This is a genomic window from Jejuibacter sp. L23, assembly GCF_050815825.1.
Lineage (GTDB): Bacteria > Pseudomonadota > Gammaproteobacteria > Enterobacterales > Enterobacteriaceae > Jejubacter > Jejubacter calystegiae.
Genome location: NZ_CP138199.1, coordinates 3,437,435 through 3,458,990 on the forward strand (window position 1 = coordinate 3,437,435; position 21,556 = coordinate 3,458,990).

The 21,556-nt window shown below is 57.5% G+C and carries 20 protein-coding genes, 1 tRNA gene and 1 pseudogene; 15 read left to right on the forward strand and 7 right to left on the reverse strand.

The window, feature by feature from the left end:
• Window positions 1–1,431 carry a heavy metal sensor histidine kinase gene (locus SCU88_RS16485; protein ID WP_175342236.1) on the reverse strand — a complete coding sequence of 477 codons (1,431 nt, stop codon included), beginning with the start codon at window positions 1,429–1,431 and terminating at the stop codon, window positions 1–3.
• Entirely contained in the window at window positions 1,428–2,099 is a 672-nt protein-coding gene (locus SCU88_RS16490; protein ID WP_138098152.1) for a heavy metal response regulator transcription factor, read from the reverse strand. Before SCU88_RS16490 ends, SCU88_RS16485 begins: the two co-directional genes overlap by 4 nt.
• Window positions 2,100–2,237: 138 nt before the next feature.
• Between SCU88_RS16490 and SCU88_RS16495 the strand changes: the two genes are divergently transcribed.
• From SCU88_RS16495 to SCU88_RS16550, 12 genes are all read left to right on the forward strand, one after another.
• Window positions 2,238–2,864, forward strand: coding sequence for a hypothetical protein (locus SCU88_RS16495; protein WP_138098154.1), 627 nt, complete (start codon window positions 2,238–2,240; stop codon window positions 2,862–2,864).
• A gap of 14 nt (window positions 2,865–2,878) precedes the next feature.
• Window positions 2,879–3,487, forward strand: coding sequence for a cytochrome b/b6 domain-containing protein (locus SCU88_RS16500; RefSeq protein ID WP_175342235.1), 609 nt, complete (start codon window positions 2,879–2,881; stop codon window positions 3,485–3,487).
• On the forward strand, window positions 3,477–4,244 hold the full coding sequence (locus SCU88_RS16505; protein ID WP_138098158.1) for a molybdopterin-dependent oxidoreductase: 768 nt from the start codon (window positions 3,477–3,479) through the stop codon (window positions 4,242–4,244). Before SCU88_RS16500 ends, SCU88_RS16505 begins: the two co-directional genes overlap by 11 nt.
• 279 nt (window positions 4,245–4,523) lie before the next feature.
• The gene (locus tag SCU88_RS16510; RefSeq protein ID WP_175342234.1) at window positions 4,524–6,098 is read left to right on the forward strand and encodes a sulfatase-like hydrolase/transferase; all 1,575 of its coding nucleotides are present in this window, start codon (window positions 4,524–4,526) and stop codon (window positions 6,096–6,098) included.
• A gap of 55 nt (window positions 6,099–6,153) precedes the next feature.
• Window positions 6,154–7,449, forward strand: a complete 1,296-nt coding sequence (locus SCU88_RS16515; RefSeq protein WP_175342233.1) for an anaerobic sulfatase maturase — start codon at window positions 6,154–6,156, stop codon at window positions 7,447–7,449.
• Entirely contained in the window at window positions 7,446–8,429 is a 984-nt protein-coding gene (locus tag SCU88_RS16520; protein ID WP_175342232.1) for an AAA family ATPase, read from the forward strand. Before SCU88_RS16515 ends, SCU88_RS16520 begins: the two co-directional genes overlap by 4 nt.
• Window positions 8,429–9,343 (forward strand): DUF58 domain-containing protein, encoded by a 915-nt coding sequence (locus SCU88_RS16525; protein ID WP_175342231.1) that lies wholly within the window; start codon window positions 8,429–8,431, stop codon window positions 9,341–9,343. The genes SCU88_RS16520 and SCU88_RS16525 overlap by 1 nt, the downstream gene beginning before the upstream one ends.
• Window positions 9,336–9,776: a DUF4381 family protein gene (locus SCU88_RS16530; protein ID WP_138098168.1), complete on the forward strand. Its 441-nt coding sequence runs from the start codon at window positions 9,336–9,338 to the stop codon at window positions 9,774–9,776. Before SCU88_RS16525 ends, SCU88_RS16530 begins: the two co-directional genes overlap by 8 nt.
• On the forward strand, window positions 9,769–10,764 hold the full coding sequence (locus tag SCU88_RS16535; RefSeq protein ID WP_175342230.1) for a VWA domain-containing protein: 996 nt from the start codon (window positions 9,769–9,771) through the stop codon (window positions 10,762–10,764). Before SCU88_RS16530 ends, SCU88_RS16535 begins: the two co-directional genes overlap by 8 nt.
• On the forward strand, window positions 10,761–12,284 hold the full coding sequence (locus SCU88_RS16540) for a VWA domain-containing protein (protein ID WP_175342229.1): 1,524 nt from the start codon (window positions 10,761–10,763) through the stop codon (window positions 12,282–12,284). Before SCU88_RS16535 ends, SCU88_RS16540 begins: the two co-directional genes overlap by 4 nt.
• A complete protein-coding gene (locus SCU88_RS16545; RefSeq protein ID WP_175342228.1) occupies window positions 12,281–13,360 on the forward strand; it encodes a BatD family protein in 1,080 nt (359 codons plus the stop codon). Before SCU88_RS16540 ends, SCU88_RS16545 begins: the two co-directional genes overlap by 4 nt.
• A gap of 59 nt (window positions 13,361–13,419) precedes the next feature.
• Complete coding sequence (locus tag SCU88_RS16550) at window positions 13,420–14,358, forward strand: LysR family transcriptional regulator (protein WP_175342227.1); 939 nt, start codon at window positions 13,420–13,422, stop codon at window positions 14,356–14,358.
• 48 nt (window positions 14,359–14,406) lie between these two features.
• Here the strand turns inward: SCU88_RS16550 and SCU88_RS16555 are convergent, their stop codons facing one another.
• Complete coding sequence (locus SCU88_RS16555) at window positions 14,407–14,763, reverse strand: hypothetical protein (RefSeq protein ID WP_175342226.1); 357 nt, start codon at window positions 14,761–14,763, stop codon at window positions 14,407–14,409.
• A 134-nt stretch (window positions 14,764–14,897) separates the two neighbouring features.
• On the reverse strand, window positions 14,898–15,848 hold the full coding sequence (cbl, locus tag SCU88_RS16560; RefSeq protein WP_138098179.1) for an HTH-type transcriptional regulator Cbl: 951 nt from the start codon (window positions 15,846–15,848) through the stop codon (window positions 14,898–14,900).
• A 252-nt stretch (window positions 15,849–16,100) separates the two neighbouring features.
• On the opposite strand from cbl, the gene inaA reads away from it, so the two are divergent.
• Entirely contained in the window at window positions 16,101–16,751 is a 651-nt protein-coding gene (gene inaA / locus SCU88_RS16565; RefSeq protein WP_175342225.1) for a lipopolysaccharide kinase InaA, read from the forward strand.
• A gap of 47 nt (window positions 16,752–16,798) precedes the next feature.
• Here inaA and nac read toward each other — a convergent pair whose 3' ends face one another.
• Window positions 16,799–17,716 (reverse strand): nitrogen assimilation transcriptional regulator NAC, encoded by a 918-nt coding sequence (nac, locus tag SCU88_RS16570; RefSeq protein WP_138098182.1) that lies wholly within the window; start codon window positions 17,714–17,716, stop codon window positions 16,799–16,801.
• Between the two features lie 302 nt (window positions 17,717–18,018).
• Between nac and SCU88_RS16575 the strand changes: the two genes are divergently transcribed.
• Window positions 18,019–18,094, forward strand: a tRNA-Asn gene (locus SCU88_RS16575).
• A gap of 67 nt (window positions 18,095–18,161) precedes the next feature.
• On the opposite strand, the gene SCU88_RS16580 is transcribed toward SCU88_RS16575, so the two are convergent.
• Both SCU88_RS16580 and SCU88_RS16585 read right to left on the reverse strand, forming a co-directional pair.
• Window positions 18,162–18,470, reverse strand: a complete 309-nt coding sequence (locus SCU88_RS16580) for a helix-turn-helix domain-containing protein (protein ID WP_175342224.1) — start codon at window positions 18,468–18,470, stop codon at window positions 18,162–18,164.
• A gap of 11 nt (window positions 18,471–18,481) precedes the next feature.
• Window positions 18,482–18,829: pseudogene (locus SCU88_RS16585) on the reverse strand (type II toxin-antitoxin system RelE/ParE family toxin); the annotation flags it as partial.
• A gap of 483 nt (window positions 18,830–19,312) precedes the next feature.
• On the opposite strand from SCU88_RS16585, the gene SCU88_RS16590 reads away from it, so the two are divergent.
• Entirely contained in the window at window positions 19,313–21,493 is a 2,181-nt protein-coding gene (locus tag SCU88_RS16590; protein WP_175342223.1) for a FepA family TonB-dependent siderophore receptor, read from the forward strand.
• Window positions 21,494–21,556 lie beyond the last annotated feature (63 nt).

Here is a 21,556-nt window from a genome sequence, read left to right on the forward strand (position 1 = left end):
TCACGCGGCGTTTTTTTCCTCTCTCGCCGGAAAGATCAGACTAAAAACAATTTGAGCGGCAGGCGACTGCGGGTGGCATCGGGCGTGCACTTCACCACCGTGCAGGGTCATAATGGCGCGTACGATCGCCAGTCCCAGGCCGCTGGCATGGCTGCTGCGCGCGGCATCGACGCGATAAAAGCGCTCGAACAGTTTTTTCAGATGTACTTCGGCAATCGCGGGTCCCTGGTTTATCACCTCTACCACCTGTCGGCCTTGCTCTGTGCCGACCCGCAGGATAATGTGGCTCTCTTCATCGGCATAGCGCACCGCGTTGGCAACCAGATTGCTTAGAGCCCGCTGAAACAGCATGGGGTCGGCCCATAACTGCCCTTCCCCTTCGCAGATCAGGCGAATACCCCGCTCTTCCGCCAGCCCTTCGAAATAGTCGGCGACGCGCTGCAACTCCTGCGCCATATCCAGGCTGCGGTAGTTCAGCGCCGACTGCGCATTGCTGGCCCGCGCCAGGAATAAAATATTTTCCACCATCCGCGAGATGCGCTCCAGCTCCTCCATATTACTGGAGAGCAGAGTTTCGTACTCTTCAACGCTGCGCGACTGATACAGGGCCACCTGACACTGGCCCATTAATGCCCCTACCGGCGTGCGTATCTCATGGGCCAGATCGGCGGAAAACTGCGTCAGACGCTGATAGCCTTCGTTGAGTCGGCTAAGCATGGCATTGAACGAAACTATCAGCTGTTGCAGCTCCTGCGGCGCATCCTGCTCGCTTAACCGGGTTGCCAGGGTACTGGGGGTGATGGCCGCCGCCTCTGCGGCCATGCGCCTTAACGGTCGCAGTTCGCGACGCATCACCCAGTAGCCCAACAGGGCAATCACCAGGAAAGCCGCCGCCACCGCCGCCACCACACGCCACAAGTAACGCGCCAGCATTTTCTGTTCGTTGACCATGACATGTGCGACGGATATTTGCAGTACCCTGCCGTCTTCCAGCTTCACCAGACCCGACGCCACCCGCAACGGCACCCCTTGCCGGGTTTCTCCGGTACGCACCGCGCTCAGCAGCTGCGGGTGGTCGCTCGGCGTCGGCGTCACCGACGGCAGTTGAATCCTACCAGGATTCACACTAATTAACGGCTCCTGCCCCTGGATCCGAAAAATTAAAACGTCCTGTTCGTTGCCCAGCATATTTTCAAACATCCCGGTATTGGCCACCAACCGGTCCAGCGGAAAGCGTTTGCTCAGCACATTCCGGTAGTATTCGATTCGCCCTGTCACCTGCAGATCGCTACGGTAAATCATCTCCTGGCGCATGGCGTTATACAGGTAACCGCCTGCCGCGCTCACTACCAGCGCGGCCACCAGAGCAAAGAGGATGGCGCTACGCAGCGTCAGCGATGTCGCCTGCCAGCGCCGGGCCAGTAAACTCATGGACGCACCTCACAGACGTAACCGATCCCACGCACGGTATGAATAAGTTTGATATCAAACGGCCGGTCAATTTTGGCGCGCAGCCGCTTGATCGCCACATCCACCACGTTGGTATCGCTGTCGAAATTCATATCCCATACCTGGGAGGCGATCATGGTGCGCGACAGCACCTCTCCCTCACGCCTTACCAGCAGATGCAGCAACATAAACTCTTTATTGGTCAGCGGAATAACGCAGTCCTGGCGGGTTACTTTACGCCGCAGCACATCAATATGCAGATCGGCCAGGGTGTAGCGATCGGATTCCCGTACCGTTCCGCGGCGCAGCAGAGTGCGCAGCCGCAGCACCAGCTCGGTAAACGAAAAGGGTTTCACCAGGTAATCGTCGGCCCCCAGTTCAAGGCCGTGGATGCGATCCTGCACCTCGTCGCGGGCGGTAAGAAACAGAATCGGCACATCGCTTTTCTTGCGCAGAACGTCAATGATCTGCCAGCCATCAAGCCCCGGCAGCATCACGTCCAGCACAATGGCATCGTAACTGTACTCCAGGGCCCGGAACAGACCATCGGTACCGTCACACGCCAGATCAACGCCGTATCCCGCCTCTGTCAGCCCCTTCTTCAGGTAATTACCGGTCCCGGTATCATCTTCCACTACTAATATGCGCATGCTCACCACCTCATTACGTTCGCAAACAGATTAACAGTTTCCGCGTCACTGCTTGATGACATTAATGTCATCAAACGGACATGGTGCTGTCCCGATCGCCAGGCCATGCTTAACCCACAAACGACTACAGGAGGATTTATGCATACACGACAACGTCTCGCCGGTTTACTGCTGTCCACCCTGATGCTGTGCAGCGGTATCGCCACCGCCGCGCAGGCACCAGGCAAAGCCATCGCGCCGCTGCGCGGCACCATCGACAAGGTCTCTGATGCCCAACTGCAACTGACCGACCGCAAAGGTGAAAAGGTCGAGGTCAAACTTAACGACAAAACCCAGGTATATAGCGTTTCTAAAGGATCGACCGACGATATCAAGCCGGACAGCTTTATCGGCACCGCAGCGGTCCCCCAGGCCGACGGCAGCCTGAAAGCGCTTGAAGTGCACGTCTTTGCCGCCAGCCTGCGTGGAACGGGTGAAGGTCACTCCCCCTGGGAATCCGCCGACGGCAAAACCAATACCATGACCAACGGCACCATCGGCAAGCTGGTGAATGCCAATGGCCGCACGCTGACCGTTAAGTACGGCGATCAGCAAAAGAATGTCAGCGTTCCGGACGATACGCCAGTTGTGACCATCGATCCCGGCGATCGCAGCCTGCTTAAACCCGGTACCCATATTGTACTGTTCTCCGCCACTGACGATAAAGGCGAGCGCGTCGCTACCCGTATTTCCGCTGGCAAAGACGGTACCGTACCGCCGATGTAATCCGGGAGGCCTGCATGAAAACCAACGCGTCGCGGCCAGTGCATCGCTGGCCAGTCAGGCTTACCCACTGGGTGAATCTGTTCGCCATGGTCTGCATGTTCATGAGCGGTTGGGAAATCTACAACGCTTCGCCGCTGTTCGACTTCCGCTTTCCCCCGACGGTGACGCTGGGGGGCTGGCTGGGCGGCGCGATTGGCTGGCATCTGGCGGTGATGTGGCTGCTGGTATTCAACGCCCTGTGCTATCTGCTGTGGAGCCTGTTTAGCGGCCACCTGCGCCGCGACCTGCTGCCGCTGCGCCTGGCCGCACTGCGACAGGATATCTGGCTGACGTTAACGCTGCGGCTGCGCCACCGCCACGGCCATTACAACGCGATTCAAAAGCTGATGTATCTCGGTGTACTGGTGCTCGGTCTGCTGCTGGTACTTTCCGGGCTGGCTATCTGGAAGCCGGTACAATTGTACTGGCTGGTGGCGATATTCGGCGGTTTTGATATCGCACGTTATGTCCACTTTTTGGCCATGGCGGGTATCGGGTTGTTTGTCATCATCCACGTGCTGATGGTGATCGTTGTTCCGTCCACGCTGTGGGCCATGCTGTCAGGAGGCAAACGTGAAGGATAAAAACCCATCCCGCCGCGCACCCGCGCTGGAGCCGGATCAGAAAAAGCAGCTGGTGAATCTACAGCGCCGGTTACTGCTGCGCTCCGGCCTGACGCTGGGGGGCGTGGCGATGCTGACTGGATGCGATATGCAGGATGGCGATCGGGTCGACAAAGTGCTGTGGGCCATGTCACGCTGGAACGACAGGGTTCAGTCCTGGCTGTTCAGCGGCCAGCGCCTGGCTCAGACTTATCGCCCGGACCAGATAACCGATCCCTTTCCGTTTAATGCCTTTTATCCGGAATACAACACCCCGATAGTGGATCTCGCCGACTACCGGCTGGAAGTCTCCGGCAAGGTCGAGAAAAAAGCGCCCTGGACGCTGGAACAGTTACAGCGTCTGCCGCAGCAAAGCCAGATCACCCGGCTTATCTGCATTGAAGGCTGGAGCGCCATCGGCCAGTGGGGAGGCGTGCCGCTGAAGCTCTTCCTCCAGCATATCGGCGCCGATCTCAACGCCCGCTACGTTGGCTTTAAATGTGCGGATCGCTACTACTCCAGCATCGATATGGCTACCGCGCTGCATCCGCAAACCATTCTGGCGCTGGATTTTGCCGGTAAAGCATTACCGGAAGAGTACGGTTATCCCTTGCGACTGCGGGTGCCGACCAAACTGGGCTTCAAAAACGCCAAGCATATCGCCGCCATTTTCGTCAGCGATACCAATCCCGGCGGTTACTGGGAAGATCAGGGCTACAACTGGTTTAGCGGTATTTAACCGCTTCCAGGCCCTTTTAATATTAACCAACCGTTAAATAACCGGCCTTTTACCCTCTCTATATTTAGCGGCGCTTAACCACCTATTAAGTTGCCGCCTTTTCTTCCCCCTCGTATGCTTAGCCCCGACCCACCGCCAGCACTGCTGAGCCCGGTCATACAATATTCCAACACTCTCCGATGACGTATACAGACCCCCGAACCGCCAGGCCGCATTTTACGCAGCCCAGGGCGCGGCCGGGTGCGTCCTGAGCCACACCAATAAATGGAGCTAATGCTCATGTTGAAAAAATCTGCTTTTGGCAAAACGATGATCGCCACCCTGCTGTCAGTGGCATGCGGCTCGTTTTCCGCTCACGCGGCGGCCCCTAAAACCGCACCGGAACAGAACGCGGCTAAACCGAATATCGTGGTGATTTTCGGTGATGATATCGGTTACTGGAACCTCAGCACCTATAACCAGGGAATGATGGGCTACAAAACGCCGAATATCGACAGCATCGCCAGCGCCGGGGCAAAATTCACCTCTTACTACGCCGAGCAGAGCTCCACCGCCGGTCGTTCCGCCTTTATTACCGGCCAGATGCCGTTTCGCACCGGGCTGAGTAAAGTCGGCATGCCCGGCGCGCCCCAGGGGCTGCAGAAAGAAGATCCCACCATCGCCAGCATTCTTAAGCAGCTGGGCTACGCCACCGGCCAGTTTGGTAAAAACCACCTGGGCGATCGCGATGAATTCCTGCCTACCGCTCACGGTTTCGATGAGTTTCTGGGCAACCTGTATCACCTGAATGCCGAAGAAGAGCCGGAAAATCCGGACTACCCGAAAGATCCCGCCTTCCGTAAGCAGTTCGGTCCGCGCGGCGTGATTAAGAGCACGGCCGACGGCAAAATCGAAGATACCGGGCCGCTGACCGTGAAGCGTATGGGTACCGTGGACGAAGAGACCCTGGCGGCCAATAACGACTTTATGGAGCGTCAGGTTAAAGCCGGTAAGCCGTTCTTCACCTGGTTCAACACCACCCGTATGCATAACAAAACCCACCTGAAGGATGACAGCCAGGGCGTGACCGGCCTGGGCGACTATGCCGACGGCATGGTGGAGCATGACAAAATGGTGGGCGAGGTGCTGAAGAAAATTAAAGATCTCGGTATTGAAGATAACACCATCGTTATCTACACCACCGATAACGGCCCGATGACCGCCACCTGGCCGGATGCCGGTATCACGCCGTTCCGCGGCGAGAAGAACACCGGCTGGGAAGGCGGCTTCCGGGTTCCGGCCATGGTCAAATGGCCAGGCCATATCCAGGCCGGTACGGTGATCAACGATATGTTCGCCAGCTATGACTGGTTCCCGACCCTGGTGGCGGCAGCCGGCGAGCCGGATATCAAAGGCAAGCTGCTGAAAGGCTATAAAACTCCGGCCATCACCTACAAGGTACACCTGGACGGCTACAACCAGCTCGGCTTCCTGCAGGGCAAGGCTAAAGACCAGCGTAACGAATTCTTCTACTGGAGCGATGACGGCGATCTGCTGGCCATGCGCTACGGCCACTGGAAAGCCCACTTTATGATTCAGCAGCATACCGGTCTGGATCTGTGGAAGTATCCGTTCGTTAAGCTGCGCGTGCCGCTGATCTTCGATCTGGAAGTGGATCCGCTGGAAAAAGGCGACCAGGGCATGGGTTACAACACCTGGTTCTATGACCGTCTGTTCCTGCTGGGCGGCGCTCAGAAAGAGGTCGGCGATATGCTGAAGAGCTTTAAAGCCTTCCCGCCGCGCCAGAAGCCGGGCTCCTTTACCGTCTCTGATGTCCGCAGCATGCTGGCTCAGGGCAGTGCGGTAAGCAAGTAAGTCTCACCCCCTCGGGCGCTGCCGCGCCCGATTCATCCCCCTCCCGAGGTTGATTATGAAGCACAGCACCACGCTACCCGTACGGGCTCTCCCCGAAGCCGAAGCCTACAGCGGCAAAGGGACTGGATGGAAAAGACGCTTTCACGTGATGGCCAAACCCACAGGCTCCCGCTGCAATATCGACTGTAGCTACTGCTTTTATCTGCACAAATCGCAGCTACTGAAGCAGGAACGGAACCGGGGTATGAGCGACGAAACGCTGGAGCGCTTTATTCGCCAGTACATCGAAGGTCAGGATAGCGAACAGGTGGTCTTCTCGTGGCAGGGCGGCGAGCCTACGCTGATGGGACTGGACTTCTTTCACAAGGTCGTACGCTACCAGAATAAGTATCAGAAACCGGGACAGCGGATCGAAAACGATCTCCAGACCAACGGCATTCTGATTAACGATCGGTGGGCGGCCTTTTTAAAGCAGCACCGCTTCCTGGTGGGGCTGTCTATCGACGGCCCGCGTGAACTGCACGATCGCTATCGCCTGACCCGTAGCGGCGGTCCCACGTTTGACCGCGTGATGGCAGGGGTGGATGCCCTGAAAAAACACCAGGTTCCCTTTAACGCCCTGGTGACCGTCAACCGGACCAACGCCCGCTTTCCCCTTGAGGTATATCGCTTTTTAACCCAGGAGCTGGGCGCAACCTATATTCAGTTCAATCCGTGCGTGGAGCCGGTCACTTTTGACCATACCGCCCCGCAGTTCTGGCGTGATGACAGCATCCCGATCATCGGCAGTCGCCGTGCCAGACCGGGCGACCTGGATTCCATCGTGACCGACTGGTCTGTGGATCCCGAGGACTGGGGCAAATTCCTGATCGCCACCTTCGAAGAGTGGGTGAACCACGATCTGGGCCGGGTTCAGGTCAACCTGTTCGAAACCGCCGTCGCCCAGACCCTGGGGATGCCTTCCCAGATCTGCACCAGCGCCGAATTTTGCGGCAAAGGGCTGGCGATTGAGCAGAACGGCGATATTTTTTCCTGCGACCACTACGTCTACCCCGAATATCAGCTGGGCAATATTCACGATAACAGCCTGGCCCGTATGGCTATCTCCGAACGCCAGCAGGCCTTCGGCTTTGGTAAGCGCGATACGCTGCCGCAGTACTGTCGGCAGTGCCCGCATCTGAAACTATGCTGGGGCGAATGCCCGAAAAACCGCCTGGTGCGCAGCCCGCAGGGCGAAACCGGCCTTAACTATCTGTGCCCCGGCATTCGCGCCTTTTTCGACTACGCCTCCCCTATCCTGGCGGGCATTGCCACGCTACTCAAACGTCAAACCACAGGTGAAATGCAATGAAGCTTCAACATACTCTTCTACAGCTGGAGCAACAGATAAACCAGCAGGTACTCGGTCAGCCGTCGCTGGTTCGTATGCTGATTATCGCCCTGCTGTGCGACGGCCATATTCTGCTGGAAGGGCTGCCCGGCCTTGCCAAAACCCGCGCCGTTCGCGAACTGGCGCGCCATCTCGACGGCGAATTCCGCCGCATTCAGTTTACGCCGGACCTGCTGCCCGCCGACATCACCGGCAGCGAAATCTATCAGCAGCACGCCACGTCGGCCGACGAGCAGTTCAGCTTCCGCCCCGGCCCGGTCTTCGGCAACCTGGTGCTGGCCGATGAGATCAACCGCGCCTCGGCCCGGGTACAGTCCGCCCTGCTGGAAGCCATGGAAGAGCGCCATGTCACCGTAGCTGGCAACAGTTGGCCGCTGCCTTCGCCATTTATGGTGCTGGCGACCCAGAACCCCGTTGACCAGGAGGGCACCTGGCCGCTGCCGGAAGCCCAACTGGACCGCTTTCTGATGAAGGTGCTGGTGGATTATCCCTCAGCGGAGCACGAACGCCAGGTGATGGCGCTGGTGCGTGCAGAGCAACAAAAGGCGAATGAAAGCGTGGAATCCAGCGCTCCTGAACTGCAACTGACGGCAGAAAGACTGCACCAGTGTCGGCAGGCCATCGCCGATGTCTACGTCGCTCCGGCCATGGAAGAGTACATTATTAACCTGGTCTGCGTGACCCGCGATCCGCGCAGCGTCAGCGATATCCTGGCCAGCTATATCGCCCTGGGCGTCAGCCCCCGCGGCACCCTGGCATTGGATCGCGCCGCCCGGGCCCACGCCTGGCTGAACGACAAAGACGCCGTACAGCCAGAGGATATTCAGGCCGTGGCCCCCGCCGTGCTGCGCCACCGTATTCTGCTGAGCTACCAGGCCAGCGCCGATAACTACAGCGCCGACGATGTTATCGCCACGCTTCTGAGCGTCGTGGTGCCCTGATGAATAACGCACTGACCGTCACCCTGCGGGATCTGATGTCGCTGGAAACCGAAGCCCATCGCCTGCCATCGCCGCCGGACTGGCTGGCGCCCGGCACCCCAGGCGGCGAAAAAACCAGCCGCCGTCAGGGGCGCGGCCTGAACTTTGAAAGCCTGCGCCGCTACCAGCCCGGCGATGACGTTCGCCTTATCGACTGGGGCGCCACCGCGCGTCTGCGTCAGCCCTGGATACGCAGCTACGCCGAAGAGTGCGAACGCCCGGTATTTCTGATTCTCGATCAGCGCAGCGATATGTTTTTTTCCACCCGTCGCCAGACTAAATCGGTCGCCGCCGCCATAACCGCGGGGCTCTATGCCTGGCGCGCCTGGCATGATAAGGATCGCCTGGGCTGCATCACCTTTAACGATTCGCAGATAGCGGTGCGCGCCAGTCAGGCGCCGACCCGCAACCTCGGCCCGGTATTTAACGATATCTGTAGCTACAACCAGCGCCTGGCTCAGCAGGCCCCGCAGGATCCCGATGAAGATATCAGCCTGAACCGGGTGCTGGAGCGGGCGCTGGGCCTGGTGCCGCGCGGAGCATGGCTGGCGCTGATCAGCGACTTTCACGATCTGGATGCCCAGGGGCGTTCGCTGCTCGCCCGACTGAAAAGACGCTGCGCCATCAGCGCCTTTATTATGACCGACGATGTTCACCTGCGCCTGCCGGACCGGGGACTGTTTCCGGTTCACTACCAGGGGCGCCGCACCCGAATCGCGCTGAATCCTCACCTGCGCCAGCAAATTCGCCAGGCGCTGATCGATCATCATGCCGAACTGCGTCAGGGGCTGGAGCGTCTCGGCATCCGCGTTCGTCCGCTGGTTACCCGCCGGGATCTGCTTGATCAGCTACAGCAGGGAGGGGGCGATGCTTGAGAAAGGCTTTCAGGTGCCGGTGTTGCTGGAACCTGCCCTGCCCCCCAGGGTGGGATGGACTCCGCAAACGCCAGGCTGGCTCTTGCTGGCGCTGTTACTGCTGGGGCTGGGGCTGATCATCGTGCTTCGCCAGTTGGCTCACCGGCGCCGGGATCGCTGGCGCCGTGAAGCGTGCGCGCTGCTGGTAAAGCAGCAAACCGCCGACGGCTGGATTGCGTTGATTAAACGTATCCTGCTGGTCCACACGCCGCGCGACGCCCAACGGCTGCGACTGGAGCCGGAAGTGCTGCTGGCCCCGCTGCCCGTCGACGATGAGCTGCGTGCGCTGCTATGCCACAAATACTGCCAGCGCGATAACCGGCTGACGGCCAGCCATAATCAGCGGCTACAGGTTCAGATCGGTCGCTGGCTGCGGGAGTTGCCTTATGTTTAGCGACTGGCTGACGCATCTGACTTTTGCCTGGCCGCTGGCCTGGGGATTACTGGCGCTGCCGCTGGTATGGCGCTTCCTGCCTTCCCGCAGGCCGCAAAACGACCAGAGCGTAAGGATGCCGCACCTGCCGATGCTTCAGGACCGGCTGGCGCTCGACGCCCATAGCGAAACGCAGGATCGCACCTCGCAATTGCTGTTCTGGGTGGTCTGGACGCTGCTGGTCTGCGCTCTGGCCCGACCGGAATATATTGAACCACCAGAATACATCACCCAGCCGATGCGCGATGTGGTGCTGATTCTGGATGTTTCCGGATCCATGGCCCAGCGGGACGTCACCGATGCCCGACACCAGCTTATCTCGCGCCTTCAGGCAGTACAGAGCAGTAGCGCGGCCTTTATTCACCAACGCCGCCACGATCGGCTGGGGCTGGTCATCTTCTCCGCCCGCGCCTGGCCGTGGGCCCCCCTTAGCGAAGACCGCCAGGCGCTACTGGCGCGGCTGAACACCCTGAAACCGGGGATGGCTGGTCAGCAGACCGCCATCGGCGATGCTATCGGCGTGACCACCCGACTGTTGTCCCAGGCCGATAACGCCAGCCATCAGAAAATGGCCATTCTACTCACCGACGGCCGGGATAGCGCATCGCAGATCCCGCCCGATATGGCCGTCACGCTGGCGGCCCGTCACGGCATCCAGATTCATACCATCGCCTTCGGCGATCTGAATCAGAGTGGCGACGATCGCCCGGATAGCGCGCTACTCAAGCGTATTGCCCAGGCCACCGGCGGTCAGTTTCATGCGGCTGCGGCATCTGGCCCGGCGTTGGAAGCGGTATGGCGCGATATCGATCGCGCCACGCCAACGCTGGTACGTAAACAGGGATGGTCCTGGCACCGGCCGCTGTTTCACTGGCCGATGGCCGCCGGACTGCTGGTACTGCTGTGCACCCGACTTTCCCGTACGCTGTTACAGAGGATACCGCAATGAGCGATTTCCATTTCCTCTACCCCTGGCGCCTGCTCGGCCTGCTGCTGTGCGTGGTGCTCTGGTTTCTGCCAAACCCGCGCCTGAGCGGCTGGCACCGCCTGATGGATAAACCGCTGGCCGCCGGTCTGCTCACCGGTAAAGCGCGTCATTTACTGCGGGTAGCCCCGATTATCTGCGCCTGCGCCGTCATCGGCCAGGCCGGGCCCAGCTGGCAGCGCGATGTCCCGCCCGCTCTGGCGTTACACAGTGACGTGATGATCGTGCTGGATCAGCGCCCCGCCATGTATGCCCGGGATCTGGCGCCGGATCGCAACCAGCGGATGCAGCAGAAGATCATGGCGTTGATGCGCTCGCAGCCCGCCAGCCGCTTTGGTCTGGTCACCTGGAGCGGGAGCGCCCATCTGACGGTGCCGCTGACCCGGGATCCTGACTTCTTTGCGCTCTATTTACAGGCCCAGTCGCCCGCCATTATGCCGAATCACAGCGGTTCGGCTCTCAGGCAGGCGGTTACCCTGGCGGAACATAGCTTTCCACCCCAGGGAGCGGCGCGCAATATCATTGTGATTACCGATGATCTGAGCCAGCAGGAGGCCGACTGGCTCAGCCAGCGTCACACGCCGCTCCAGGTCTGGGCCGTGGGGAGCGAGCGCGGCGGCGACCTTCCCGCCCCCTGGAACAGTCGCGGGATCGATACCCGCCTGAAGGTAGCGCCCTTTCTGGCGCTGCGCGACGCGTCCATCAGCGTTACCCTGGCCGATAGCGGTAACGACGATATTCACGCTATTGGCGACCAAATTCACAGCTCGGCGGTTACTCAGCAACATTCCCGCCAGGGGCTGCGCTGGAAGGATAGCGGCTATCTGCTGATTATTCCGCTGCTGGCCATGGTGCTGATTTTCCGCCATCAGCTGTTGGTGGTGGCCCTTGTCGCCCTGCCTCTGACCCTGCATAGCGCCCCCGCCAGCGCCAGATGGATGGACTGGTGGCTAACGGCGGATCAACAGGGCGAGATGGCCTTTAACAACGGCAGTTATCGCCAGGCCGCCCGCCGGTACCAGGATCCGCTGTGGCAGGGTATCGCCAGTTACTATGCGGGCGACTATCCCCGGGCCGCGGCCTCCTTCGCCCGGGCCCCCGCCAGCCCGCAGTCGCTGACCTGGCTTGCCAACAGCTACGCGAAGCAGAAGGCGTGGCAAAAGGCGCTAACGGAATACGATCGGGCGCTAAGCCTGGATCCGGAATATCGCCCGGCCTGGAGTAATCGGGAACGGGTGGCATGGATCCTGATAGCGCTGCGCCAGAAAGAGCGCGAGCGCCAACAGGCTCAGGGGAAAACCATGGATTATGATCCTGATGGCATTCGTAAGGATTTGCACCACCAGCAGGGCGTGCGGCAGAAAGTGTGGCGCCAGAGCGCCAGCAGCACGCCCCAGTTGGAACAGTGGTACGACAGCCTGGCGCTCTCCCCCGCTGACCTGTTATCAACGCTTTATCGTAACGACACCCCGGAGACGCCATGAGAATGTTAATTGCCCTGTTGCTGCTGTTGACGCTTCCCGCCCGGGCCGATATGCAACTGACCCGCGAACTGGTGGCGCCCGATACCCTGGTACCGGGACAGCCGGTACGGGTGGCCTACACATTCTGGACCGACAGCTGGTTTAATCCGGCGCCCACCTGGCCGGAGCTACCCGTCTCTGGCGGCGAAGTGCTTAGTCTGCCCATCGCCACCCAACTGGTCAGTCGCCGCGAGGGCGGAAAAAGCTGGAGCGGGATTCGCATGGAGCGCCTGATCGCCACATGGGACAGCGGCCAGTTGCATCTGCCTGCTGCCGAAGTCACATTAACCTCTGCAGGCCAGGCACCACATACCGTCGCACTGGCGCCGCTAAATCGTCCAGTTCACTGGCCGAAGGGAACCCGACAGCCGGATCGCTTCCTGCCTGCCGCTGACCTGAAGCTGACTCAGCAGATCATCCCGCACGCGACCCGCCCGGGCGATAACACCCTGCGGGTCGGCGATGCTATCGATCGTCGGGTGACGCTGGAAGGTGCGGGGGTGCTGCCCGCCGCTATTCCCCAACTGCTGTACGCCATTCCGGGCAACGAAACGCAGTTACTGCCCCGGAATAATCAGCGACTGCAAACGCCGCGCGGTGATTTCACTGGCGCCCGACGCGTTGAGACCCTGCGCTACCTGCCTTCACGGCCCGGCAGCGTCGTGATTCCGCCGTTAACCCTACGCTGGTGGGACAGCGCCCATCAGCGCTGGCGGGTTGACACGCTACCGGGAAAAACTCTGACTATCGCCCCTGCCCCGGCGACCGGAAAGGAACGGGTGCTACAGGCAGGAAATCACACATTCTGGCCTGCCCTGAGCGGCTGGCTTGTTGGCGCGCTGGCGCTGCTGTTGGGACTGTACCTGCTGCGTCATCCTCTGAGCACCAGGCTCACCGGAATAAGGCGTCGCTGGCAAGGTTTCTGGCAAATCCTCCCCCTTCCCGGGCTGGCGCCAACCGGCACCGCCAGTGAGCATGCTGCTCGCCCTCCAAAGAGGCTCTTCTCGCCCCCGCCTGCACGACAGCGCGCCGGCTGAGATAAATAACCGCTACTATAGACTTAACAGATTCTGCTACCCGACGAGAAAACGAAACTATGTCCGCTCCCGTTTCCGAATTTAAGTTCGACTTTAATCATCTTAAGGCGCTGCACGCCATTATCAGCACCGGCACCGTGGCCGGCGCGGCGAAGCTGCTCGGTGTTTCATCCAGCGCCGTTAGCCAGAATATGACCCGCCTGAAAACCGTGCTGGAAGATCCGCTGTTTTATCGCAGCGGCCAGCGCCTGAAACCAACGGCGCTGGCGCTACAGCTGGACGAGCAGTTCCGACCGCTGATGACCGAACTGGGCAATATCCTGATCGGCCCCCCCGGTAGCCCGGCGCCGGAAACCGCCTATACCTACAAGATTATCAGCAGCGAACTTCTGGAATATCTGATGGTGCTGCCTTTCGCCACACAGTTACCCGCATCCGGGTCACGGCTGATGATGCAGCCGGAACTGACCGATAGCGAAGCGAACCTGCTTAACCTGCGCAACCGGGCGGCCGATGTACTACTGACACTGGAGCCTGCCACCGAAAGCTCCTTTGTGACCGAACGTATATTTAGTACGCCACTGGTGGTCGTCAGCCGTAAAAATCATCCCGGAATAGAACACTTCACCTCACTGGATCAGATTCAGGAAATGTCATTTGTCGAGCGGGCCGGTATGAGTTCACCGCTTAAATATGCCCACTATCTGGCGACCCCCTGGGGACATGAAAAGATCACTATCGACTTTACCCTTCAGTCCATTACCAATCGCCTGACTCTGGTGTCGCAGACCGATCTGGTGATGCTGAGCCCGGAGGTGATTGCCCGTCAGTTCTCAAACCATATTCCGATTCAGATTCACCCCTTTAGCGACCAGGATATTCGCCCGGTGCATGCCTACTGCGTTTATCTCAAATCACGACGCAACGATACGGTGATTAAAAAGCTGCGCGAAAGCTTTATGGCAACGGCCAACACGCTTTCCCTGACGCCGGTATAAACAAAAAAGGCGCCGTAATGGCGTCGCTTTTCACGAGATAATACTCAATTAGCAATGGGTATTCTGGAAGTTTTCCGCCAGTTGAAGACCCACATCACTCATTTCAAAAATGCCCATAAAACCGGCATTTTTATCGCCATCTTTAATATAGATGTTCTGATAGCTCAGACCGCGATCGCGCAACATCAGGCGGTCATTTTGCTGTAGCGGATAATTAATGGAGCGCAGCACAGAATAGTGGTGTCCTACGCTCACAACATAAAGGGGACAGCTCTCGACCGCCTTCACCACCGAAACGGTGTCAGTGGTCGCCCGGGCATACACCACGGGCAATAACAGAATGACGGAAATAAAAGAAAACGTAACCAAAGCCCGTACGGACACATAGCGTGAGGAGGCTTTCATAACTCACCTGCCGATATTTATTGGGAAAGAAACAGACCAGAGATATTGAAAAACGGACAACAAGGATATCGCAGAGAATTATGATGGCGGCACGCTGGCCGCTCAACTGAATAGCAACTTTAGTCTGGCTAAAGTTAAATCTGATAATCCGGCGCGTAGTCGTCTACATTCAACGCCCGCGCTTTAATATCATCCAGCGACAGCGTGGGATTACACAGACCAATAAAGCGCCAGATATAGTTACGCTGTAGCTGACCGCGGCGTACCCCCAGCCATACCGTATTGGCGCCGAACAGATGGCGGATATCCCGCCGTACCAGCTGTTCCCCGACATCGTCGCTGTCGGCCAGCTCCGCCACCAGACCAACGCCAAGCCCCAGCGCGACATAGGTGTGAATAACATCAGAATCCTGAGCGCTCAGCACCACGTCCGGAGTCAGCCCCTGGCGAGCAAAAGCTTCGTCAATCCGCGAACGACCGGTCACCCCCTGACGGTAGGTAATCAGCGGCCAGCGAGCGATGGACTCCAGGGTAAGCGGCATCTCATGGCTCAGCGGATGTTCCCGTGGCAGCAGCAGGCTATGGTGCCAGCGCAGCCAGGGAAATGCCGTCAGATCCGGGTCGCGATTGAGACGCTCGCTGGCAATGCCGATATCCGCCGCGCCGCTGTGCAGCAGCCCTTCTATCTCCTCTGGCGCTCCTTGGATCAGCGCCAGCCGCACACCGGGATAAAACTCGCGAAACTGTTTGATGACCGCAGGCAGACTATAACGCGCCTGAGTGTGGGTGGTGGCGATGGTCAGCACCCCGCTGTCGTCATTGCTGAACAGTTCGGCCAGCCGCCTTACGTTGCTGGCCTCATTAAGGATGCGTTCAGCGCTCGCCAGTAGCGCCCGCCCCGGCTCGGTCATCCCTAACAGCCGCTTGCCGCGGCGGACAAACAGCTCCACTCCCAGCTCTTCTTCCAGCTCGCGTATATGGCGGCTGACCCCGGATTGTGAGGTATAGAGGTTACCGGCAACCTCGGTCAGATTGTAGTCCCGCCGCGCCGCTTCCCGAATAATCTTTAACTGCTGAAAATTCACGCTCTTTCCCCCATAACCGCGTTTTCAGCTATTGTTTAGCGCCGTTAACCAAACAACAAATAATAAAAAAACAATATTTATACCATAAAGAAATAACAAATAAGGTAATTCTTATAATCATCAATAATTTAGCAAATAATTATAATTAAGAACTTAAATCACGACATTTTTCGCCAAAAAATCACAACCCAATGGTGGGATAAACTGTACGAATAAGTAAATCCTAATAAATTGGTTAAATTTGAGTTGATTATGTTATCACAGCAAGAAATCCAGGAATTCGATGCCTGGTGGGCCACCGAAGGAGAGTGGGTGGAAGAACCAAATCAGCGCCGTAACGGCATGAGCGGCGTGCAGCGCATCGAGCGCGACGGTAAGGCACTGTACGTTAAGCGTATGACGCGGCATCTGTTCCACTCACTGCGCTACCCGTTTGGCCGCCCCACTATCGTGCGCGAGATTCAGGTACTTAACGAACTGGCGCGCGCTGGTGTTAACGTCCCCAAAATCATTTATGGCAAAGCGCTAAAGCGCAACGGTGAGTGGCGGGCGCTACTGGTCACGGAAGAGATGGCAGGTTTTTGCAGCATCGATCGGTGGTACAGCCAGCATGCCAGTCTGCCTTTCGAAGACGAAACCCGCCAGGAGATGCTGCGCCAGATTGCGCTGGCGTTCCGCGGTATGCACAGCATCAACCGTCAGCACGGCTGCTGCTATGTGCGGCACATATTTGTGAAAACCAGCGGACAGATAGAGGCAGGATTTCTGGATCTGGAAAAAAGCCGCCGCCGCTGGGTGCGCAGTAAGGCCGTGAATCACGACTTCCGGCAGTTGGAAAAATACCTGTCTCCCATTCCAGTGCAAGACTGGCAGCAGGTTAAAGCATTTTATTACGCGCTGTAACGAGCTGGCGCGACCGTCGGTCCTGCGCGACGGTCGCGCACTTTCCCTTAGCCCACCAGCATCAGCTCGCGACTTTCCAGCGGCGGCCGGGTGACTCGCGACATCAGGATCTCCTTCACCGCCTGGGCCTGAGGCGACAGCGGCAACCGCGCTGAAAGATTCAGCGATAGCGGCAGCGTCAGCGTCGGTGAAGTAATACGCGACATCCAGCCACCGGCGGCGCCCATCAGCAGACGCGCCGCCGATTCCGGCAATACCGTCACGCCCATACCGCTGGCAATGGCGGCCGTCAGGGTCGAAATGGACTCGATCTCGCCCGCAATCTTCGCCGTCAGACGGCGCAGAGAGAAGGCTTCATCCACCCGGCGCCTGACCGCACTGTAGTCGCGCGGCAGCAGCAGATTCATCTGCGCCACCTGGGTCAGATCCACGCTCGGGCCAGGGTTGCCCTGGGTGCCCACCACAAACAGCGACTCCTTGCGCAGCGGCTGGCTGATAATACCGGCCGTGGGCGCTCTGTCGTACAACACGGCCATATCAAGCTGGCCGTTCAGCAGTTTGTCATTCAGCTGTCCGCCGCTGTTTTCGTGCAGATAGATTTGCACATCTGGCAGCTCCGCCCGCACCGTCTGCAACAGCGGCATGGTCACAGAGGAGGAGGCAGTGCCTGGCGCCAGACCAATAGATACCGGGCCGCTCAGCGACTGCCCCACATTATTGACGGCCAGCTGCGCCTGGTCGCACATCCGCAGAATGGTGCGGGCATGAGCATAGAGCAGCTTTCCCGCCTCGGTAGGGGTTACGCCGCGCCGGGTACGGATCAGGAGTTGCTGATCCATTTCGCCTTCAAGCGTAGCGACCTGCTGGCTCAGCGCTGGCTGGGCAATGTGCAGCACCTCGGCGGCCTGGGTCAGGCTACCGATATCGACGATTTTTACAAAGTACTTCAGTCGTCTGAGATTCATTTTGCCTCCTGAACGGGATACCAGTGCGAAAGGGTCTGGCTCTGTACAAGGCATTGCAAGAAGGTTGCCAGATTACAGCCATCGCCAGAAATTCAGGCTAACCTTATGGATAATAAGCAAATCTGATTATCCGGCTCTCTTAAAATCGCCGCAGTATGTCAATCCCCCCTGCCCCATAACGGGGTGATGTGCACTACGCTGGCGCAACGGCTGGCGATTTTAGCGCCAAACGAACCTTTTGCCGCGATTCCACCTTTGACAAGCCGTCGGCACGCCGTTACTATGCGCCCCGTTCACACGATTCCTCTGTAGTTCAGTCGGTAGAACGGCGGACTGTTAATCCGTATGTCACTGGTTCGAGTCCAGTCAGAGGAGCCATATTTAAAGAAGCCCGCTTAAGGAAACTTAAGCGGGCTTCTTGCTTTTTACGCTCTGACACCAGCACCTACAGTACAAACCCGTAATGAGAACCATCCGGCAGTTCAACATCAAGGTGTAGTTTGCCGCCTGCTGCCTCGACGTAGCGTTTAAGCGTGGAAAGTTTCAGATCGCGGCCTGGCTTTTCCATTCCTGCAACGGTAGGTTGCCTGACTCCCAGCGCCTGGGCCATTTCGACCTGCGTTTTCTGTACTTTTTCGCGCAGTTCAGCAAGGTGAATGTTGAGCAGGATGTCCGTCGCCATCGCCATCGCCTGAGCTTCAGCCACAACTTCCGGCTTTTCATCCGCAATAAGCTGTTCCAGCGTTCTGCCCATCGCGTTACTCCTTCTCTTTTTAATGTGTTCAACCAGTTCGTGAATTCCCGGTCAGCAACCGGAAGCATCTCATCGTAAAAACGTTTTTCATTGCCGACCTTGTTTCCGGCACAAAGCACGATGCCGGTACGGAGCGGGTCAAAAGCGAAAAATACCCGTATCGGATCGCCCCGACTCTGAATACGCAGCTCTTTCATGTTGCTATAGCGGGAGCCTTTGAGCGTATCGGCATAAGGTCTGGACAACCCCGGCCCCTTTTCCCGCAGGACCAGCAGCGCTGCCAGCACGCAGGCCCTATCGGTATCGTTGAGCGAGGTAAACCAGCCATCAAACGTATCCGTTGTTTTAATCGCCCACACGGGACCCCCTGTGAAATATAGGCTAAATACTATATAGGTGTAAAGCTATAAAAATAATTATGAAGCGATGGAATGAAGGATTCATTCGTCGTTATTGCAAAGCTGAAGACGCATTCGGAGATTTCAGTGAATAACATGCAAGACATTCACCGTTTTACAACCTGTACCGGAAAACCCGTTCAGGGTGTTGACGCTGTGTGAAAAGTGACCTCAATTGACCGATTCACCAGGTGCCGGGCCTCCTCTCTAAATAAAAATCAAGCAATAACAACAATTTAAATCATACATGCTCATAATAAATGAATATTTCTGGAAATTTTCAGAATAAACATTGCCTTACATTTATGTGAATGATATTAATAACCATTATCGTTTGCATAAAAATAATAACGATCTGTGCGTCTCTTTCAAAAATACCTGGCGGGAATGTGGGCTTAACAACAAATCACTTTTTAGTTAAGCAGACATTTTTTAGGGATAGCTATGAAGAATCACATTACGCTGTGGCCAGTCACTCTTCTGATAACTGGCCTCCACTGCCATGGGTCAGCGGCTACAGACCCCGCCACCAGTAACGGCGATACCATGGTGGTGGAAGCCACCGCCGAACAGGTATTAAAACAGCAGCCCGGCGTGTCGATTATTACCCGGGAAGATATTCAGAAGAACCCTCCGGTCAATGATCTTTCGGAAATTATACGCAAAATGCCCGGGGTTAATCTGACCGGCAACAGCGCCTCCGGCACCCGGGGAAATAACCGACAAATTGATATTCGCGGAATGGGGCCGGAAAACACCTTAATACTTATCGATGGCGTTCCGGTGACCTCCAGAAATTCGGTGCGCTATAGCTGGCGGGGGGAGCGTGATACCCGAGGCGACAGCAACTGGGTTCCGCCAGAGCAGGTGGAGCGTATCGAAGTGATCCGCGGGCCAGCCGCGGCGCGCTACGGTTCAGGCGCCGCCGGTGGCGTGGTGAATATTATTACCAAACGTCCTACCAACGACTGGCATGGCTCACTCTCTTTATTCACCAATCAGCCAGAAAACAGTAAAGAGGGCGACACCAAACGCGCCAATTTCAGCCTGAGCGGGCCACTGGCCGGAGACGCACTGACGATGCGCCTTTACGGCAATCTGAATAAGACCGATGCCGATAGCTGGAATATTAACTCCTCCACGGGCGGCGCGAAAAATGCCGCCGGACGCGAAGGGGTTCGCAATAAGGATATTAACGGCGTGCTCTCCTGGAAAATCACCCCGACGCAGATTGTCGATTTTGAGGCAGGCTACAGCCGCCAGGGGAATATCTATACCGGCGATACGCAGAACAGCTCTTCCAGCGCCACAACAGAGGCGCTGGCGAAATCGGGTGCCGAAACCAACCGCATGTACCGCCAGAATTACGGTATCACCCATAATGGCATCTGGGACTGGGGGCAGAGTCGACTCGGTTTTTACTATGAGAAAACCCATAATACCCGAATGGGTGAAGGGCTTTCCGGCGGCGGTGAGGGTCGCATCACCCAGGATGAGCGGTATACCACCAACAGACTTACCTCTTACCGCACCAGCGGCGAGGTGAATATTCCAGTAAATTATCTGTTCGATCAAACACTGACCCTGGGGGCCGAGTGGAGCCGGGATGAACTGGAAGACCCCTCCTCCACCGGGCTCAGCGCGCCGGACGATAATGTCGCCGGTATTCCGGGTAATCCGGCCAGCCGCAGCGACAAAAACCATTCTGTGATTAGCGCCCTCTATATTGAAGATAATATTGAACCTGTTCCCGGTACCCAGATTGTTCCGGGCCTGCGCTTCGATTATCTGAACGAAAGTGGCGGTAATCTGAGCCCCAGCCTGAATATCTCTCAGGAGTTGGGCGACTACGTTAAGCTGAAAGCCGGGATCGCCCGCACTTTTAAGGCTCCTAATCTGTATCAGTCCAGCGAAGGCTACCTGCTTTACTCCAAAGGCAATGGCTGCCCTTCCGATATCACATCAGGCTCCTGCTACCTGCTGGGGAATAAGGATCTGGATCCGGAAATCAGCGTGAATAAAGAGATCGGATTAGAATTTGCCTGGGAAGATTATCACGCCAGCATCACTTATTTCCGCAACGACTATAAAAACAAGATAGTGGCCGGTGATGAAATTCTCGGCCGCACTTCATCCGGCTCTTATATTCTGCAGTGGGAAAATGGCGGCAAGGCGCTTATCGACGGTATCGAAGCCAGTATGGCGATTCCATTAGTGAAAGAGACTCTGGACTGGAATACCAATGCCACCTGGATGCTCACCTCTGAACAGAAAGAGACCGGTAATCCCCTGTCGATTATCCCCAAATATACCGTGAACACCGCGCTGGACTGGACGATTACCGATGCGCTATCGGCCAATATCAACTGGACGCTGTATGGCAGGCAGAAGCCCAGAACGCATGCAGAAACCAATAGCGAAGCCACTAACGGGCTGTCAGGAAAAGAGCTGGGCGCCTACTCGCTGGTCGGCACCAGTGTGAATTATGACATTAATAAAAATCTGCGGCTCAATGTCGGTATCAGTAACCTGCTCGATAAGCGGATTTATCGCTCTTCGGAAGGGGCAAATACCTATAACGAGCCGGGGCGGGCTTATTATGCCGGGGTAACTGCCTCGTTCTGACCTCAGATGCCCGCGGAACTCCGCGGGCTTTTTTGTTGTATACAGAAAACCCCCAGCTAGGCT

What these genes read in the sequence shown, in the direction of transcription:
- SCU88_RS16485 (WP_175342236.1), bottom strand. Translation starts at nt 1,431, where the DNA reads ATGAGTTTACTGGCCCGGCGCTGGCAGGCGACATCGCTGACGCTGCGT.
- inaA (WP_175342225.1), top strand. Translation starts at nt 16,101, where the DNA reads ATGTTATCACAGCAAGAAATCCAGGAATTCGATGCCTGGTGGGCCACC.
- SCU88_RS16580 (WP_175342224.1), bottom strand. Translation starts at nt 18,470, where the DNA reads ATGGGCAGAACGCTGGAACAGCTTATTGCGGATGAAAAGCCGGAAGTT.
- SCU88_RS16515 (WP_175342233.1), top strand. Translation starts at nt 6,154, where the DNA reads ATGAAGCACAGCACCACGCTACCCGTACGGGCTCTCCCCGAAGCCGAA.
- SCU88_RS16535 (WP_175342230.1), top strand. Translation starts at nt 9,769, where the DNA reads ATGTTTAGCGACTGGCTGACGCATCTGACTTTTGCCTGGCCGCTGGCC.
- SCU88_RS16520 (WP_175342232.1), top strand. Translation starts at nt 7,446, where the DNA reads ATGAAGCTTCAACATACTCTTCTACAGCTGGAGCAACAGATAAACCAG.
- SCU88_RS16550 (WP_175342227.1), top strand. Translation starts at nt 13,420, where the DNA reads ATGTCCGCTCCCGTTTCCGAATTTAAGTTCGACTTTAATCATCTTAAG.
- SCU88_RS16495 (WP_138098154.1), top strand. Translation starts at nt 2,238, where the DNA reads ATGCATACACGACAACGTCTCGCCGGTTTACTGCTGTCCACCCTGATG.
- nac (WP_138098182.1), bottom strand. Translation starts at nt 17,716, where the DNA reads ATGAATCTCAGACGACTGAAGTACTTTGTAAAAATCGTCGATATCGGT.
- SCU88_RS16530 (WP_138098168.1), top strand. Translation starts at nt 9,336, where the DNA reads ATGCTTGAGAAAGGCTTTCAGGTGCCGGTGTTGCTGGAACCTGCCCTG.
- SCU88_RS16545 (WP_175342228.1), top strand. Translation starts at nt 12,281, where the DNA reads ATGAGAATGTTAATTGCCCTGTTGCTGCTGTTGACGCTTCCCGCCCGG.
- SCU88_RS16590 (WP_175342223.1), top strand. Translation starts at nt 19,313, where the DNA reads ATGAAGAATCACATTACGCTGTGGCCAGTCACTCTTCTGATAACTGGC.
- SCU88_RS16555 (WP_175342226.1), bottom strand. Translation starts at nt 14,763, where the DNA reads ATGAAAGCCTCCTCACGCTATGTGTCCGTACGGGCTTTGGTTACGTTT.
- SCU88_RS16540 (WP_175342229.1), top strand. Translation starts at nt 10,761, where the DNA reads ATGAGCGATTTCCATTTCCTCTACCCCTGGCGCCTGCTCGGCCTGCTG.
- SCU88_RS16500 (WP_175342235.1), top strand. Translation starts at nt 2,879, where the DNA reads ATGAAAACCAACGCGTCGCGGCCAGTGCATCGCTGGCCAGTCAGGCTT.
- SCU88_RS16510 (WP_175342234.1), top strand. Translation starts at nt 4,524, where the DNA reads ATGTTGAAAAAATCTGCTTTTGGCAAAACGATGATCGCCACCCTGCTG.
- SCU88_RS16490 (WP_138098152.1), bottom strand. Translation starts at nt 2,099, where the DNA reads ATGCGCATATTAGTAGTGGAAGATGATACCGGGACCGGTAATTACCTG.
- SCU88_RS16525 (WP_175342231.1), top strand. Translation starts at nt 8,429, where the DNA reads ATGAATAACGCACTGACCGTCACCCTGCGGGATCTGATGTCGCTGGAA.